This is a genomic window from Thiohalocapsa halophila, from assembly GCF_016583825.1.
GTDB classification, from domain to species: Bacteria; Pseudomonadota; Gammaproteobacteria; order Chromatiales; family Chromatiaceae; genus Thiohalocapsa; species Thiohalocapsa halophila.
The window spans coordinates 15,423-30,988 of the sequence record NZ_NRRV01000042.1; the positions used below are offsets into that span (position 1 = coordinate 15,423).

General features: G+C 67.8%; 12 protein-coding genes. 9 read left to right on the forward strand and 3 right to left on the reverse strand.

Annotation, left to right across the window (positions count from 1 at the left end):
• Positions 1–25: 25 nt before the first annotated feature.
• The 3 genes from CKO31_RS16255 (at position 26) to CKO31_RS16265 (ending at position 4,479) form a co-directional block, all read left to right on the forward strand.
• Positions 26–1,480, forward strand: a complete 1,455-nt coding sequence (locus tag CKO31_RS16255; RefSeq protein WP_200239574.1) for a TrkH family potassium uptake protein — start codon at positions 26–28, stop codon at positions 1,478–1,480.
• A 674-nt stretch (positions 1,481–2,154) separates the two neighbouring features.
• The gene (locus tag CKO31_RS16260) at positions 2,155–3,525 is read left to right on the forward strand and encodes a PEP-CTERM sorting domain-containing protein (RefSeq protein ID WP_200239577.1); all 1,371 of its coding nucleotides are present in this window, start codon (positions 2,155–2,157) and stop codon (positions 3,523–3,525) included.
• A gap of 336 nt (positions 3,526–3,861) precedes the next feature.
• Positions 3,862–4,479, forward strand: a complete 618-nt coding sequence (locus tag CKO31_RS16265; RefSeq protein WP_200239579.1) for a peptidoglycan-binding domain-containing protein — start codon at positions 3,862–3,864, stop codon at positions 4,477–4,479.
• Between the two features lie 629 nt (positions 4,480–5,108).
• Here CKO31_RS16265 and CKO31_RS26900 read toward each other — a convergent pair.
• On the reverse strand, positions 5,109–5,714 hold the full coding sequence (locus CKO31_RS26900; RefSeq protein ID WP_322789160.1) for an HAD hydrolase-like protein: 606 nt from the start codon (positions 5,712–5,714) through the stop codon (positions 5,109–5,111).
• Between the two features lie 236 nt (positions 5,715–5,950).
• Between CKO31_RS26900 and CKO31_RS16275 the strand changes: the two genes are divergently transcribed.
• Both CKO31_RS16275 and CKO31_RS16280 read left to right on the forward strand, forming a co-directional pair.
• Positions 5,951–6,400, forward strand: a complete 450-nt coding sequence (locus tag CKO31_RS16275; protein WP_200239582.1) for a ligand-binding protein SH3 — start codon at positions 5,951–5,953, stop codon at positions 6,398–6,400.
• A 656-nt stretch (positions 6,401–7,056) separates the two neighbouring features.
• Positions 7,057–7,386, forward strand: a complete 330-nt coding sequence (locus CKO31_RS16280) for a tetratricopeptide repeat protein (protein ID WP_200239585.1) — start codon at positions 7,057–7,059, stop codon at positions 7,384–7,386.
• Positions 7,387–7,444: 58 nt separating this feature from the next.
• On the opposite strand, the gene CKO31_RS16285 is transcribed toward CKO31_RS16280, so the two are convergent.
• A complete protein-coding gene (locus CKO31_RS16285; protein ID WP_200239588.1) occupies positions 7,445–8,806 on the reverse strand; it encodes a sigma-54-dependent transcriptional regulator in 1,362 nt (453 codons plus the stop codon).
• A gap of 232 nt (positions 8,807–9,038) precedes the next feature.
• On the opposite strand from CKO31_RS16285, the gene CKO31_RS16290 reads away from it, so the two are divergent.
• The 4 genes from CKO31_RS16290 (at position 9,039) to CKO31_RS16305 (ending at position 14,210) form a co-directional block, all read left to right on the forward strand.
• Positions 9,039–9,215 (forward strand): hypothetical protein, encoded by a 177-nt coding sequence (locus tag CKO31_RS16290; protein ID WP_200239590.1) that lies wholly within the window; start codon positions 9,039–9,041, stop codon positions 9,213–9,215.
• Between the two features lie 354 nt (positions 9,216–9,569).
• The gene (locus CKO31_RS16295; RefSeq protein WP_200239593.1) at positions 9,570–10,970 is read left to right on the forward strand and encodes an FAD-dependent oxidoreductase; all 1,401 of its coding nucleotides are present in this window, start codon (positions 9,570–9,572) and stop codon (positions 10,968–10,970) included.
• Between the two features lie 131 nt (positions 10,971–11,101).
• A complete protein-coding gene (locus CKO31_RS16300; protein ID WP_438874016.1) occupies positions 11,102–11,932 on the forward strand; it encodes a CbbQ/NirQ/NorQ/GpvN family protein in 831 nt (276 codons plus the stop codon).
• A gap of 121 nt (positions 11,933–12,053) precedes the next feature.
• Positions 12,054–14,210 (forward strand): nitric oxide reductase activation protein NorD, encoded by a 2,157-nt coding sequence (locus CKO31_RS16305; RefSeq protein WP_200239595.1) that lies wholly within the window; start codon positions 12,054–12,056, stop codon positions 14,208–14,210.
• Positions 14,211–14,271: 61 nt separating this feature from the next.
• Here the strand turns inward: CKO31_RS16305 and CKO31_RS16310 are convergent, their stop codons facing one another.
• Positions 14,272–15,564: a RuBisCO large subunit C-terminal-like domain-containing protein gene (locus CKO31_RS16310; protein WP_200239598.1), complete on the reverse strand. Its 1,293-nt coding sequence runs from the start codon at positions 15,562–15,564 to the stop codon at positions 14,272–14,274.
• Positions 15,565–15,566: the final 2 nt, after the last annotated feature.

Below are 15,566 nucleotides of genomic sequence, written 5' to 3' on the forward strand. Positions count from 1 at the left end.
CCCCTCGCACCTCGGCCCTTCTTCCATGAAACACTTCGCAACGGTCCAGAAGGTGCTCGGCCTGCTGCTGATGGTGTTCAGCGTGACCATGCTGCCGCCGGTGGTCGTGGCACTGTTCTACGGCGACGGCGGCGGCATGCCCTTCGTCTACGCCTTTCTGGTGCTGCTCGGCGCGGGGCTCCTCATCTGGCTGCCGGTGGCGCGGGTCCGCGAGGACCTGCGGCTGCGGGACGGCTTTCTCGTGGTGGTGCTGTTTTGGGTGGCCCTGGGCTTCGCCGGGGCCGTGCCCTTCTTGTTGTCGCCGGAGCCGGACCTGTCGGCGACGGACGCGGTGTTCGAGTCCCTGTCTGGCCTTACCACGACGGGGGCCACGGTCATTCTCGGTATCGACGAGCTGCCGCACTCGGTGCTCTGGTACCGCCAGCAGCTGCAATGGCTCGGCGGCATGGGCATCATCGTGCTGGCGGTGGCCGTGCTGCCGATGCTCGGCGTCGGCGGCATGCAGCTCTACCGTGCCGAGATGCCGGGGCCCATGAAGGACGCCAAGCTGACGCCGCGCATCACGGAGACGGCCAAGTCGCTCTGGCTCATCTATATCTGGCTTACCGTGGCCTGCGGGCTCGCCTACTGGGCCGCCGGCATGTCGCCATTCAACGCCATCGGCCACGCCTTCAGCACCGTCGCCATCGGCGGCTTCTCCACCCATGACGCGAGCATCGGCTATTACGACAGCACCCTCATCGAGATGGTGGCGGTGGTGTTCATGCTGCTCTCGGGCGCGAGCTTCGCGCTGCACTTCGTCGCGCTGCGCCGGCTCGATATCCGCGCTTATGCCAAGGACAGCGAATTCCGCTTTTACATCTTGCTGCTTGCGGCCACCACGGGCATCGTCACCGTCGCGCTCTTCTACACCAACACCTATATCTTCTGGGACGAGGCGTTCATCCAGGGACTCTTCCAAGTGGTGTCCATCGGCACCACCACCGGCTTCACGACGGCGCAGTTCTACACCTGGCCGCCGTTCATCGAGATCACGCTGCTGTTCCTGGCCTTCGTCGGCGGCTGCGCCGGCTCCACCGGCGGCGGCATCAAGGTGATCCGCCTCCTGCTGCTGATCAAACAGGGCGTGCGCGAGATCGGCCGGCTCATCCACCCCAATGCCCAGCTGCCCGTGCGCGTCGGCGACAAGGTCGTCAACCACCGCGTCATCGATGCCGTTTGGGGCTTTTTCTCGCTCTATGTCGCCACATTCGTGATCATGTATCTGGCGCTGGCAGCCACTGGGCTGGACCTCCTGACCTCGTTCTCAGCGGTAGCCGCCTGCATGAACAACCTGGGGCCCGGTCTCGCCACCGTCGGCGCGCATTATTTCGACATGCACGACCCCGGCATCTGGATTCTGTGCTTTGCAATGCTGCTGGGTCGGCTTGAGATCTTCACCGTCCTAGTGCTGCTGACGCCGGCGTTCTGGCGGCGTTGAGGGGCGGCGGCAGCGTGATCGCGGCCGGTCATCCGCAGAAATGCGCGATCGGATGTCCAAGTTTTTTACAGTATCAGGCACCATGCGGGGCGACGACTTTGGTCTACCCATTCTGCGGCACTGTAGCGACGAGAATGCCAAAAGAAAATTTGTTTTTTCAGAGGAATAGAGATGATTCTGCGGCGCGCCGAAAGCGCAAGGCAGCCGCGAATCGGTGTGCGTGATCGCCGCGGTGAATGGCTCTGTTGGGCTCATGCCACTGTCAGCGCGACGCGTTCGGCCGAGCATGTGGTGGTTGCCGTCACCATGCATGCGCTTGGGTAGCCGGCTTCTTCGCGGCGGTGTAAAGCTTCTTTTACAAATCGGCGCGCCTCCCCGTTCTGAGCGGCGAGCACCATTTTTGGGATGTAACCTTAAGCCCTGATTGGGAAAGACTTTTTACAAAAACAGCCACGTATGGCGCGGGATTTGCTTGCAAAGGGGCGTGTTGCAAGCCCTGCCCTGAAGCTTGTCATGAACCAGGACCACCGCCAATGCAGGCTGCGTGATTGACCGGCGGGTGGTCGTAGGAACGAGTCCGATCCATCGCACTACGGAGCTTGATGATGATCCGATTTTCTCCACAAGCCGCCGGCACCACGCCAGCCCGGCTGGCACCGCTCCCCGCCATGATCATGTTGGCGCTCGCCGGCGGTGCCGCCCAGGCGTCGCTGCTGCCGGCTGGCTATCCGTCGCCAGAGCAGCCAATGACCTTCTCCATCGATGTCCAAGGACCGACCATCGGTGAGGATGACAGCTTCTACGACATCCCGATTCGGGGTACCGATATCCTCACACCCGAGAACCCGTCTGTCGCCCCAGGGCCACACCCGCCTGGCTATCCTCCCGCTCTTTCTGCTCCGCCGGGGATGTTTATTGCCAACCCACCGGCTGGCTCTGTTCCGGGTCTCAATATCGATAACGCTCCCGGGCTCGACTCGGCCAACGGCTGGGGGGAGCTCGACGCGCTCTCCTATGGCCGCGATCCGATGGACACGCCCTTCCCGGACCAGCAGAAGCATCGTCCCCACTACGTCTTCTCGGTCGACGAGTTCGCCATCGGCCAGCCCGGCACTGCGGTGCGGACCGAGGGCGCCCTCGGCAATCAGCAGGCGTCCGCCGATACGTTCATGTCACAGCCCAAGCCCCTGCTGCCGATGGGCCCCCCGACGGTAGGCACCAATTACGCCTTCACCGACGGTGACGGCGAGCCTCCGAGCGGCGCACCCGGGGTGGGTCTGATCGAGCCGAACGCACCCACCGTACGGCAACAACTCCCGGATCTTGGCGACAACTTGGACGCCGTGGACTTCGACACGACGCTGGCAGACCGCAGCAGCTGGGTCTATCTCTCCCTCGACTCGGCCTTTGCGGACCCGCTCGAAGCAGCTGCTGCGCCGCCGAACTACGGCACCGCTGCGGCCAACGGCTTCGTCGGTGGTGACGTGCTGCGCGGCATCCCGGCCGGTGATCCCGGCGGCGCGCTGCAGCTGTATGCAGCGGCAACCGCATTGGGCCTGGACCCGGACGGCGCCGATACCGACGATCTCGATGCCCTCAAGCTCTGGGAGAACGGTGTCGACGGCTATCAGAAGTCGGAGGTGCCCTTCGACTGGATGAACGGCCTGACGGACATGCTGCTGTTCTCGGTGCGCCGCGGCTCGGCCATCATCGGCACCAACGACAGCATCTTTGGTGTCCCCATCGAGGAGGGCGACGTTCTGACCACGCCGTGCTCGGGCAGCCTGCCTGATGGCACCGCCTGCTTCGGTGGTGGCGCCCCTGGCATCTTTACCGCCGCGGAGTGGCTGGGCTTGGCGACGGTGCGGAGCGGCACGGCTACCGAAAACGTGTATGGCGTGACCAACCCGAAGTACGGGCGAGATGTTTGGGCCGATGACCTCGACGCCCTGGACCAAAAGGTGCCCCTGCCCGGCACCCTGGCCCTGCTCGGGCTGGGTCTCGGCGGCTTCGCCGCGATCCGGCGCCGCCGCCGCTCGGCCTGATCGACCTAGCAACCCATCGGCACCGGCAGTCAATGCCGGTGCCCAGACGACGGGCGACGGTCCTCGGCAGAGGTCGTCGCCCGGTTTTTTGCGGGCTCTCGCCCGTTGCCTGCACACAGAGACGCTTGGCCCGCTGCCACGGCTACCGTACCGCTTCGCTGCGTCCGCCGACCGGCCTCATCATGACTGAACCGCGAGCCAGCTCCGGTGGGAGCGGCGTCCCCGCCGCGACCGGGCGCAGGTCGGGCCGAGGCTCGCACTGCCCTTCGCGTGCGCAGCGTCTAGGTCGACGCCCGCCGACGGGTGCGGCGCCGGCCGGCCACCCTGGAGTCCTCGATGCCTTCACCGATTTCCGCCATGGCGGTCGCCCTGGCTTCCAGCCTGTTGCTTGTTCCACCCGCCCATGCGGCCGATGCCGATGGCCACTTCGCCATCAAGGGCCTCGGCCTGCAGAGCTGTGCCGACTATCTGGCCGCCCGCGAGGCCCAGTCCCCGCAGTACCACCAGTTCGGCGGCTGGATGAACGGCTACCTGAGTGCCAGCAACCGCTACGAGGACGACACCTTCGACCTGGTGCCCTGGCAATCCACCGGCATGCTGGCCGCCTGGCTGGCGAGCGTGTGCGAGGAGAATCGAGACGCCCAATTCGTGCGGGTCGTCGCCCTGCTGGTGAACGCCTTGGGGGAAGAGCGCTTGCGTGCCCGCTCGGCGGTGGTCGAGTATGAGACGGACGCAGGCACCGACTACGTCTACGCCGAGGTGCTGCGTCGCGCACAGCAACGCCTCGCCGACGCCGGACTCTATGCGGGCCCGATCAACGGCGCGCTCGACGCGGCGACCAAAGACGCCCTGAGGCGGTTCCAAGCGGAGCGGGACCTCGCCGCGACGGGCCTGCCGGATCAGCGGACCCTGGCGATGCTGTTCGATGGACGAGCGGCGTCGGCAGCAGACTAGACATCGCGCGTCCACTCTCCAAAATGCGCTTCCGATTGCTCGGAGATCAGGCAGGCTAGCGCTTGGCTCGGCAGCAGGGCGGAAGACGTCTTCGCGTGTCAGTACTCGCTTTCCGTCCCAGGATATCAGCAAATCGTAAAGCGCCGCTGTTGCCCGTAAGCGGCGGGGCGGGTGTGGAAACGCGTGTGTCAGCTTTGGAACGGGAACTGGCCCAGTCCCTGAGGCATCCCCAGATCTAGCAGCCAAAACGCAGCGGCTTGATGCGGCTTTCCGACGGGAAGCGAGCCTCGGAATCCCGGCCACGTCGCCGTCGCGGGCCGATGCCGCGTCGGCGTGGTCCTTGCTGGTACGAGGGCGCATGCGCTCGCGGCCGTCCAGCGGCGCGGGGGGATCGTCCGGCTTTGCCGTGCCGTTGAAGGTCACGCGCTGGGGCCTTCGAGTCCCCGGTGCGCGAAGTCGGCTGAAAGGCGGCACTCCCACTGCGTGTCGCCGTGACGCCCAACCGGATGTTGTCGGGAAACCTCAGGGCCCGCGTTCCTGTACCCAGACTAGCGGTCACGCCCAAGCTCTCGCGGGAGAACCGCAATAGCGGCCGGGCGCCCTGAGGAGTCGCTGCGGGGAGTGCCGGCTCAGCGCTCATGCTTTTGCCACCACGCCGGCAGGTCGCCCACCGAGTCCAGCACCGCGTCCGGGCGGATGTCGCCGTGCAGGTCCGTCGGCCGGAACTTGCCGGTGCGCACCAGGGCGGCCTTGAGGCCGGCACGTTGGGCGCCGGCGACGTCGCCGCGGATGTCGTCGCCCATCATTAGGGTCTGACCCGGTGAGCTGCCCACCGCGGCAACGGCCGCGTCGAAAAAGGCTGGGGCCGGCTTGCCGAGCACCACGGGCTCGATGCCGGCGGCGTATTGCAGCGCGGCTACGAAGGGGCCGGTGTCCAGCTGCAGGCCCGCCGGGGCGTGCCAGTAGCGGGTCATGCCGAGGGCCAACAGCCTTGGTGCCGGCCTGGACACCAGCAGCCGAAAGGCGCGGTTTAGGGTCTGGAAGTTCCAGCGCTGCGCGAGATCCCCCACCACCACGGCACCCGCGCCCTGCTCGGCGTCCGCGGGCAGCAGCGTCATGCCGGCGAAGTCCGCCGCGGTTGCCTCGGGGGCGAACAGTGCGATGTCGGTGATCCCCTCCGCCTGAAGCCAGGCGCAGGCGGCGGCCGGCGGCGCCAGGATCTGCGACTCCGACACCTGAATGCCGAGTGCAGCCAGCCGCTCGGCAATCCGGGCGTTTACAGCGCTATATCCATTGAAAGTCTATGGCAATAGGCCGAGTCTGGGCGTCGGCACCTGCTGTGTCGCGCTGCATTCGCGGCCCGCGCGGCGTGAGAGCCTGTTCCGCCTACGCCGTTGAAGCAGGCGACTCCGCCGCCACCTAGGAATCATGGTATCGGCATATAGCAATATGCTTATGGAGGTAACCGCAGATGAACAATTTCATCCCCAACTTCCCGAGCGACGGCGTCATCACTGTGAACCGCGTCATCCTGAAGCCGGAGTATGACGTGGATGACTTGCAGGAGCGCGTCGCCATGCTCTGTGAGAACGTCAAGACCTACCACTCGGAGACCGGCTTCGTCGGCGGCTTCGTCGCCATGAACAGCGGGGCCATCTCCAACGAGGGCTCCACCACCGGGCAGGCCGTGGCCAGCGAGCTCAAGGACCGCGAGGCGTTGATCGTCACCTTCTGGGACAGCTTCGAGCAGCACGAGGCGTCGCATCGCAGCGACAGCTTCCAGCCGCTGTTCCAGCAGGTGCTGGAGCTGTGCGAGAACGGCAACGAGGAGATCGCCTACGAGATGCTCTGGTCGGGCCGCGCCTATGAGGCCGAGCAGGCACGGGCCGCGCAGGAGGCCAAGGCCAGGCATGCTGCGTGACGGCTGTTTCAGCGACTAGGGTCGCTGAAAATGGTGCGGCGTCCTGCCCTTCACTGGCAACGCCGATAGATCGGAGCTTCGCCGGAGCGTGATGAGCGCGCCGACCAGGTGGGTCTCGCCAGGGTGGTCTCGCCAACCTGGGCCTGGCAAGCCAACCGCGGTCGCTCACCGAGCCCCTTGGCCAGGGACGGTCAACCACCCGCATCTCCCCGCATTTCCCTGCCCTGCGGCATCCCTTACTCTGCGGCCAAATGGCCATGCTGCTGCCGCGCAGGCTGCGCGCTCGAAGCCGTATCGCCTCGCCCCTGAGTGTTCTGGCTGGACGCAGATCGAGGCGCCGAGGCTTCTACTCGCGAGGGCGCATCCCCAATTATCCAATGGCGAGCAGGTGCACCTCGTGTGCGGCCCTGCACAGGCGAATTGCCGCCGCGGCTTACAGTCCGCGTGGCATTCGACCGGCCATTTGGCTGATCATACGCGGTCAGCCGGCGGTACCGGGGCGGTATCCGGGCTTCAGAGCGGCATGCGATGTGCCTGCGACGACGGCGGCGAGGGAGATTGCGCCGGCGCGTCGCCCTTGCCCGCACCTGCCCGCTCGCGACAGGATAGCGCCCTGGGCCCGCCACGAAGAAGGAGACCAAAGGGGTGAAGCCAGCATGAGCATCATCGACAATCTCGAAACCATGCGCGCCCGCGGGCAGGACTCCGCGCTGCTGCGCTATAGCCTGGGCAACGAGTACCTGAAAGTGGAGCGCCTCGACGACGCCCTAGCGCATCTCGCCGAGGCGGTCCGCATGGACGCCGGCTACTCGGCCGCATGGAAGCTCTACGGCAAGACGCTCGCCGCCGCCGGGCGCCATGATGAAGCCATGAAGGCCTTCGATCATGGCATCGCCACCGCCGAGTCCAAGGGCGACGTGCAGGCCGCGAAAGAGATGCGCGTCTTTCGCACCCGCTCTCAGCGCGCGCTCGAGGCCGAGTCTTGACTGTGCGCGCCAACGGCTGAGCCGCGTAGAACAGGCCGCAGCTTGCAGCGCCTGCCGCTCAGTGCTCGGCTTTACCGCTCTTGAGTCCGTACTTGGCGATCTTACGGTCCAGCGCCGGCCGCGAGATACCGAGGATCTCGCAGCTGTGCGCTTTGTGTCCGCCCGTGTGCAGCAGGACCCGCTGAATATGATCCGCCTCCACCTCGTCCAGGGTGCGCAGCACTTGGGCGTGGTCGTCGCTGTCGGCGCCTGGCGTGCTTGCCCCGGCATCCGGTAAATCCAGCAGATCCGGTGTCGCCACACCGGCGCGGGCGCCGAGCGTCACGCGCGTCAACAGGTTCTCAAGCTCCCGCACATTGCCCGGCCAGTCATAGGTGCCGAGTCTGGCCAGGGCGTCCTCGGTGAGCCGTGGGCGTTGGACCTGCAAGCGCTCGGCGATGCGCGTCAGCAGCCCGTCCGCGAGCAGCGGGATGTCCTCCCGACGCTCGCGCAGCGGCGGCACGCGGACCTCCAGCACCCGCAACCGGTAGGCGAGGTCTTCGCGAAAGCGCCCGGCCGCGGCCTCCGCCATCAGGTCGCGGTTGGTGGCGGCGACGATGCGCGCATTGCTGGTCAGCGTCTCGGTGCCGCCGACGCGCTCGAAGGCCTTCTCTTGGATGGCCCGCAGCAGCTTGGCCTGGAGCGGTGCGGCGAGCTCGCCCACCTCGTCCAGAAACAGCGTGCCGTCGCTGGCCTGCTCGAAGCGGCCCGGCTTGCGTGCGTTGGCGCCGGTGAAGGCGCCGCGCTCGTGGCCGAACAGCTCGCTCTCCAGCAGCGTATCCACCAGGGCCGCACAGTTGACGGCGACGAAAGGCCCGGGCGCGCCGCTGTGCTCGTGGATGAGGCGTGCCACCACCTCCTTGCCGGTGCCCGACTCTCCGGTGATCAGCACGGTCGCGGCACCGCGGGCGGCGGTGGCGATGGCCTTGCTCACCTCCAGCATTGCGGCGCTGCGGCCGATGAGGTCGCGCTGTGGTGCCGGCGGCGTCGGGCTTGGGGCCGTTGCCGCCTCACGGCGCTGGGACAGCAGCCGGCCGATGGTCGCCTCCAGCTGGTCGGTTTGCACCGGCTTGTGCACGAAATCCGCCGCCCCCTGATGCATGGCGTCGATGGCGAGCTCCAGGTCGTGCTGCCCCGTCATCATCACGACGATCAGCGCCGGGGCGGTCTCCAGCAGCTTTGGCAGCAGCTCGATACCGTCGCCGTCGGGGAGGTGCTGGTCCAGCAGTGCGACGTCGAAATGCCCGGCAGAAACGGCCGCAAGGCCGGCGGTGCAGTCGCCCGCCGTTTCCACGGTTGCGCCCTGGTCTTCGAAGTGCAGGGCGAGCATCTCGGCGAGCGCCGCGTCGTCTTCGATGATCAGTAGGTGCGTCTTTTGCATGGATTGCGTTGGGTCTTGGATACGCGATGCGGCGCGGGTGCCCCTGCGGCGCGACTTGCGGATCAGGTTAGCACCGAGCGGGCAGGTGTCGCGCGCACGGCGGCGGCGCGTGATGGCCGGGCGCTGGGGACCGGGGAATTTGTCAGGCGTTGTTACGATTTGTTACTTGAAGAATTAGAATCCGCTTATATACTTCTACGCAACTTGAAGCAGATTCAGCAGGAGTAACACCATGCTCGAAGCACTTGCCATTGCGGCTCTAGTCGTGGGCGGCGTCTCCACCGCCACCGTCGTGACCGATGATCAGGCAGTCGAAGAGGCGGACCGCCAGCAGGGCACCGTCGAGATGCAGCAGGAGCAGCCCAAGCAGGGCAAGACCACGGACTCGGAGAATCCGTTCCGCGACTGATGCCATGAGCCAAGCTCGCCCCGTAGCGGGCGAGCCGCGTGATCGAGCCCCGGGCTTTTGGGTCCGGGGCTTTTTGCTGTCTGGACCAGCTGATCAGGGCCGACCCCCGCCGCACGCGGCGTTCCGGCAGCAAGGGTCCAGGATGTCCTGGACCGACGCCGGTAGTACTCACGGCGTCCGTTGGCCGGTTTCCCGCGCGGGGCGCACGAGCCGGTCCATCATGCAAAAAGCCAATACTTTGAAACGGACCCATTGGCTGGTTTTGGGTCTTTCGTTTCCATACCCTAGCGCCTCACCGGGGTGCAGCGCGTGCTGCGCCCGCGCATCGGCCGGCATGTCGAGGAACCCAAGAGTATGACAGCCTCCACCCACTACGACTGCATCATCGTCGGCGGCGGCGTCACCGGCACCGCATTGCTCTACGAGCTGGCGCGATTCACGGACCTGAAGCGGCTGCTGCTGGTGGAGCGCCGCGAGCGCCCGGCGCAGGTGAACTCGCACGCCCACAACAACAGCCAGACCATCCACTGCGGCGACATCGAGACCAACTACAGCCTGGAGAAGGCGGCGGCGGTGAAGCGCACGGCGTCGATGATCGTCAACTATGCCACCAAGCTGCCGGCGGCGGAGCGTGAGCGCATCATCCATCGCATGCCGAAGATGGTGCTCGGCGTCGGCGCACGCGAATGCGGCTACCTGCGCGGGCGCTATCAGGCCTTCCGCGTCCTGTACCCGCGGATGCAGCTGCTGGAGCGCGACGACATCGCGGACCTGGAGCCCAATGTCGCCCTGGTGAACGGCGCCCGCCGGGACGAGGAGATCGTCGCTACCGGCACGCCGGATGACTACTGCGCCGTGGACTTCCAGGCCTTGTCTGAGTCTTTCGCCGCCCAGTGCGAGCGCCTGGACCGGGCACCGGACCGCCACGTGAGCCAGCTCTACGGCACCGAGGTCTCGGACATCGCCAAGGACGGCGAGGACTATGTGCTCCAGACCAGCCGCGGGCCCATGCTGGCGCGCTCCGTGGTGGTGTGCGCCGGCGGGCATTCGCTGCTGATGGCGCAGCAGATGGGCTTTGGCCTGGAGTATTCCTGCCTGCCCATGGTGGGGTCCTTCTACTTTGCCCCGGAAGCGCTGCAGGGCAAGGTCTACACGGTGCAGAACCCGGCGCTGCCCTTCGCCGCCGTGCACGGCGACCGCGACATTGCCACCGAGGGCAAGACCCGGTTCGGCCCCACCGCGCTGATGCTGCCCATGCTGGAGCGCTACAACCCGGCCACCATCCGCGACTTCTTCCGGGTGCTGAACCTGGACCGGGACGTGGTGGCCACGCTCTGGAGCCTGCTCAAGGTCCCCGACGTGCGCAACTATGTGCTGCGCAACTTCCTCTACGAGGTGCCCTGGCTGAACCGCCGCCTGTTCTTGAAGGAGATCCGCAAGATCGTCCCGCAGCTGTCGGTGCGGGACATCGAATACGCCCACGGCTTCGGCGGCGTGCGCCCGCAGCTCATCGACCGCCGCAGCCGCGAGCTGAAGATGGGCGAGGTGAAGATCATCGACGGCCACGGCATCGTCTTCAACATGACGCCGTCGCCCGGCGGCACCAGCTGCCTCGGCAACGCCGAGCAGGACATGCGCCTGGTGGCCGAGCACTTGGGCGCCCGCGTCGACTGGGCCGCCTTCGAGCGCGAGCTGCTCACGGGCCACGAGGACACCCGCGACGTGCCCGCCCCGGCGCTGGCCGAGGCCAGCTGATCCGGGGACCGCCGGTCTCCGCCCGGACGGGCGCCAGAGCGCCGACGCGCGGTCGGCACCCCGGCCTTGTCACCACTGTCGCCAAGCGCCAAACTCGGGGAACTCCGAGCCCAGCCCCGAGGAGCGCCACAGTGCCGCAACCCGCGCAGCGCGGGCTCAAGGTCCTGAAGCCGGAAGACCATGTCATCGCCGAGGAGCCCTACTACGAGCCCGTCGGCGATGAGATCGCCGTCTTCGAGGCGGCCTATGCCAAGGGTCTGCCCATCCTGCTGAAGGGCCCCACCGGCTGCGGCAAGACCCGCTTCATGGAGTACATGGCGTGGCGTCTGAAGCGCGCGCTCATCACTGTCTCCTGCCACGACGACCTCACCAGCTCCGATCTGGTCGGGCGTTTTCTGGTGAAGGGCGGCGAGACTGTCTGGGTGGATGGTCCGCTGGCGCGCGCCGTGCGCGCCGGCGGCATCTGCTATCTGGACGAGATCGTCGAGGCGCGCAAGGACACCACGGTCGTCATCCACCCCCTCGCCGACGACCGCCGCGTGCTGCCGATGGAGAAGCTCGGCGAGCTGCTGGCGGCGCCGGACACCTTCTGCCTGGCCATCAGCTACAACCCCGGCTACCAGTCGGTGCTCAAGGACCTGAAGCTGTCCACCCGCCAGCGCTTCGTGGCCCTGGAGCTCACCTACCCGGACGCCGCGCTGGAGCAGAAGATCGTCGCGCAGGAGGCCCGCATCGACGCCGAGCAGGCCCGGCAGCTAGTCAGGTTTGCGCACATGACCCGCAACCTGAAGGGCCAGGGACTCGACGAGGGCGCCTCCACGCGGCTGCTGGTGCACGCGGGCAAGCTCATCGCCGCCGGCATTGCGCCTGTCACGGCCTGCCGCAGTGCCATTGCCGAGGCGCTGACGGATGATCCGGAGATGCTCGCGGCGGTCAACGAGCTGTCTTCGTCCCTGTTTTGACCGGGTTTGCGGCGCATCAGGCTCGTGATTGGTCATCCCGTGCCAGGGGCAGCGTCAGGCACGCCCACCAGGCGAGTCCTGATCTTGGCGGGCAGGATGCCCTTGTGACTGTCGGCGCGCCATGACCAGCTCAAGCCGAGCGCTCAGCGCTCGCGCCCTGGAGCAGCGCTTGGCCGTCTGCCTGGACCCGGCGCTGTCCTCCCGCCGCACGGCGGCCCAGCCCGCGCGAGGCCTGGCGGCGTGCACGCGGGCGCAGCAGGATTTCGTGCTGCACTGGGGCGCGGTCATCGCGCGCGACAACGCGGAGCTGGCCTACCAGTTCACGGCGCATGTCTGTGATGCCATACGGCTCATGGATCTGGACGGCGTCGAGGCCTGGCTGCTCCACGCCATGGACCGCTACGACAGGTCCGGTCAGCGAGCGGCCATCCACGCCTTCCAGCAGCCGGCGGCCTTCGCGGCCAACCGGCAGCAGTTGCAGGCCGGCGCCGTGCTGGAAGACCATGCCACGGCGCTGGAGCGCTTCGTCCGCGGGCTGAACGGGCGCCCGCTCGCCGTCGCTGCGGCCGAGCGCTGCTGCACCGACACCGAGACGATTTTTCTGCCGCCGCGACTGGCCCGGCTGCCGGAGAAGGCCGCCAATGTCAGCCTCTACAAGGCCATGGCCGTGCACCAGTGGGCGCAGAGCTGGTATGGCACCTGGCGCGGTGGGGCGCTGCTCGCGGCAGTTGAGGGCGGGGCGCTCGGCCCTGACGACCTGTCGCTGTTCCATGCACTGGAGACCATCCGGCTCGACGCTCGGCTCGCCCGGGACTACCCCGGCCTGCACCGGGACATGGCATCCCTGCGCCGGACCCTGGAAGACGACGATGCCGAGCTGCGCCGGCGGGCCCCGGCGCTCGCCGAGCCGACGGCGAGCGTGGACGATGCTTTGCGGCTGGCCGCCGAGCTGCGAGGAACGCCCGCGGGCACCTGCTGCTACCGCGGCGAGCTGGACCCGGCGGCCGTGCGCGAGCGGCTCGACACCCGCAAGGCCCGGGAGCGCGAGCGGCTGCGCGTCGCGCTGGCGCCGCTGATGGACGAAGCTGACGACAGCGAGCAGGCTGGGGCCGAGACGGACGAGCCCGGGCGACGGGAGACGACCGTGCGCGGCCGTCTGCAAGTCCGCCGCCAGCAGGATTTGGATGCGCCCGACGGCATCGGCTTCGAGCTCTTGCTGGACGGCAGCCCGGTGGCGCCACCCGCGGATGTGCGCAGCACCATGGCGAGCATCATCCAGGACCTGGGCGAGATCCCGCCGGATTATCTGCTCGCCTCCGCCCAGGGAGCCGGCCCGCGCAAGCATGACTCCGGCCGTGTCGCAGACAACCCGGACGCTGCGCGCAATGGGGCCGATCACGCCGAAGGCGCCTTGCTCTACGACGAATGGGACTGCGGCCGCCGGCACTACCGCAAGGCCTGGTGTGCGCTGCGCGAGCGCGCGCTGCCCGTGGGGGATCTCGTGTTCTATCGCACGACGCTCGACAAGCACGGCGGGCTGATCAAGTCCATCCGGCGAACGTTCGAGCTGCTGCGCGGCGAGGACAAGACCCTGCGCCGCCAGCCCCACGGCGAGGACATCGACATCGACGCCCTGGTGGAGGCCCATGCCGACGCCCACGCCGGGCGCGAGATGACGCAGCGGCTGTTCCTACGCCAGCACAAGAGCGAGCGCTCCGTGGCCGTCATGCTGATGGTGGACATGTCCGGCTCCACCAAGGGCTGGATCAATCAGGCCGAGCGCGAAGCCCTGGTGCTGCTCTCCGAGGCGCTGAACGTCCTCGGCGACCGCTTCGCCATCTACGGCTTCTCCGGCTGGACCCGCAAGCGCTGCGAGGTCTTCCCGGTGAAGGGCTTCGGCGAGACCCATGACGACGCCGTCAAGGCCCGCATCGGCGCCATCGCCCCGCAGGACTACACCCGCATGGGCCCGGCTATCCGCCACCTCTGCGGCCTGCTCGGGCAACAGCAAGCCCGCACCAAGCTGCTCATCACCCTCTCCGACGGCAAGCCGGACGATTACGACTTGCACTACCGCGGCGACTACGGCATCGAGGACACCCGCGCGGCGCTGTTCGAAGCGCGCCAGGCCGGCATCCACCCCTTCTGTATCACCATCGATGAAGCAGGCGCCGACTACCTGCCGCACATGTTCGGTGCCGCCAACTATGTGGTCGTCGCCGACGTCGCGCGGCTGCCGGCGAAGGTCTCGGAGATCTACCGGCGGATGGCGTTTTGAGTCGAGCCGCTGTGACTGGCCGCTGCCGAAGGCCGCTAAGCCCCTCCGCGGCGGGCGCCCGTCAGCCGAAGGCCTCCAGCGCAGCCGCCAGCTCCGGATGCTGCGCGGCATGCTCGCGAACCGCCACCCCGGCGGCGATGGCGTCCCAGGCCTGGCGCAAGCTCGCCGCTCCGCCGGTGGGCCCATGCGGGTGGCTGAACACCCCGCGTCCGGGCACGAAGCCGAAGTCGGGGCTGGCGATCTTGTCGTGCACGCTGGTCAGCGTCGCGGCCGAGTCGCTGCCGCCGGGCACGGGCAGCGCGGGCTTGATCGGCCCCATCGGCTCGGTGCAGGCGGCGATGCACTCCAGCACCTCGTCCTCGGCGGTCATCATGCGCGGGCCGAAGCCGGGCATGATGATGACGTCGAAGCCCGCGAGGCGCTGGAGCTTGGTGAGCACGCGAGTGTGCACGCCGAAGCAGGGCAGGCGGCTCATGGCGGCGATGACCGGGAAGTGGGCCACCAGCGGGACTTTGGCGTGCTTGCGAAGCCCGCGCACACCGCTCAGGCCAACCGGCAGGGCATTGACCATGGCGGCGTTGGCGCCATTGGCCACCACGATGTCGTGCAGCTCGACGAGCCGGTCGACTTCGTCGGTGATGTTGGCGAGATAGACCTTGGGCACGCCCGTTTCCTGCTCCGCCTGCTGACGGGCGGCGCCGAGCAGCCGGGAGCGCTCGGCGATGGGTGACCAGTCCGGGTCGGCGAGCATTTCGTCGTCCTTGGCGATGTCGAGGCCGCCGCGCCAGGCGGCGAGGCCGAGCTCCGCGAAGGGCGCAGGCGCCAGGCCGATGTTCGGCTTGATGACGCCGAAGAAAAAGGGGCGATCATGGATCCGCCAGAGATCGCGCAGGCCCTGAAGCCCGTACTGCGGCCCGTCGAAATGGGCCAGAAAGGCGTCTGGACACTCGAGGTCCAGCAGCTTCACCACCGGGATGCCGGGGGCGAAGAAGGCGCCCTCCCCGAGCACGGCGGAGAGCAGGTTCGGGATGCGCGGCCCGAAGTTGGCGTAGGGATGGGCGATGCGCACCCGGCAGACGCTGACGGGCTCGTTGACCGGCGGATCAAGGGGGTAGCTGGTGCCGGAGAGGACCGTCTCGACTTCCAGGTCCACCACCTTGGCCGCGAAGCGCGGGCGGTAGTCCTCGTCGACGCCCACCCGCTGCCACTGGGCGGTGGACTGCTCGCTGGCCAGGTGGGCCGCCGCCGCGCGCGGGTCGCCGGTGCACTCGATGCGGTAGTCGAGCAACAGGTGGGCGTCGGCTTCGAGCGCCGAGAGATCGGCGTAGAAGCCGTCGATGTCGTCACTGCGCATGG